This window comes from Nonomuraea sp. NPDC004702 (assembly GCF_053601695.1).
Genome location: NZ_JBSGCE010000200.1, coordinates 1 through 1,300, shown reverse-complemented (window position 1 = coordinate 1,300; position 1,300 = coordinate 1). Strand labels below are relative to the sequence as shown.

1 protein-coding gene is annotated in these 1,300 nt (G+C 71.5%); it reads left to right on the top strand.

What is annotated here, in order from left to right:
* Nucleotides 1-270 precede the first annotated feature (270 nt).
* Nucleotides 271-1,251, top strand: a complete 981-nt coding sequence (locus ACWEJ6_RS54750; RefSeq protein WP_452433715.1) for a hypothetical protein — start codon at nt 271-273, stop codon at nt 1,249-1,251.
* Nucleotides 1,252-1,300: the final 49 nt, after the last annotated feature.

Below are 1,300 nucleotides of genomic sequence, written 5' to 3'. Positions count from 1 at the left end.
TCCGGTCCTCGCGGATCGGGCGGGGGGCTTCGTTGCGTTGTGCGGCTAGCTTGGGCCGGACCCGCGTAGGAAGGCGCTCTGAACAGAGCGGCGGGCGCGCTGGTCCTCGTCTGGCGCGCGCCAACGGCACCAGTGCGGAGACGTTGGGCTGGCGCGGCGGTGTGTGTGGGAGGGTCGCCGCGAAACGCTCCAGCATCCCTTGCTGTCACACATCGCGATAGCGCGGATACAGTTCATGGTGGGAGCCGGGACGACGAGGGGACCGATCCAATGCGACGCCGAACACTGCTCACAGCGGCCGGGCTGAGCATCCCGCTGGCGGCCCTCCAACGCGTCAACGACGCGCTGGCCCTGCCCCCGCCGACGGAGTCCGTCGAACCAGCACAGATCGCCGCTCGGCTACGGGCGGCGCGACGCCAGTTTGACCACAGCGAACTCGGCGACCTGGTGAACGGGCTCCCGGACCTGCTCGCCGCCGCGACCGCGGCTGCCGAGCGAGCCGACACCCCAGCCGGATGGGGGCTCGTGGCGGGAAGCTACCGCCTGGCCACCGACACTCTCAACAAGGTCGGGACTAAGGCGACGGCCCGCCTCACCGCTGATCGCGCGGTATTGTACGCCGCCCGATCTGAGGACCTGGTGGCCGTGGCCGCCTCGGAGCGAGCCCTGGGCATGATGCTGCGCGTCGAGGGGCGGCCCGACCTGGCCGCCGCGGTGATGACCAGGGGCGTCGATCGGCTGGCGTCGGCGGGGCCGCACACGAGCGCCCAGGCGTGGATGTTCATGCGGCTGCTGTGCGCGAGGGCGTACACCTACGCCTGGGCCGGGGACCGATCGCACGCCCTGGAGGGGATCGCCGAGGCTGAGCGAGCGGCCGTTCGGGTCCCGGCGATGAAGGCGGCTGCCCTGCCATTCGCGCGGTTGCATCGCAGCAACATCCACTACGCCCTCGGCGATGCCGGCGCCGCGCTGCACGCGGCCCGGGATCTGCGCGATGGCATGTACCCAACGCCTGAGCGGCGCGGGCGGCTCCACACTGACCTCGCCCGCGCGTACTGGCAATGGGGCAAACCCGAGCAGACCACGGCCGAGCTGCTGACGGCCTACCAGCACGCACCCGCGGAAGTGCGTGATAGGCCGTCGATTCGGAAGATCGCGGCCCAGGTGGTGGAACGTCACCCGCGGGTCGCTGGTGTGCGCCAGCTCGCCAAGGCGATCGCCCGCCCCGCCGCTACGTCCGCCGCCATCTGACTGGCCTCCTGCAACGACAAACCCCCGCCCGGTCCTCACGGATCAGGCG

What these genes read in the sequence shown, in the direction of transcription:
- ACWEJ6_RS54750 (WP_452433715.1), top strand. Translation starts at nt 271, where the DNA reads ATGCGACGCCGAACACTGCTCACAGCGGCCGGGCTGAGCATCCCGCTG.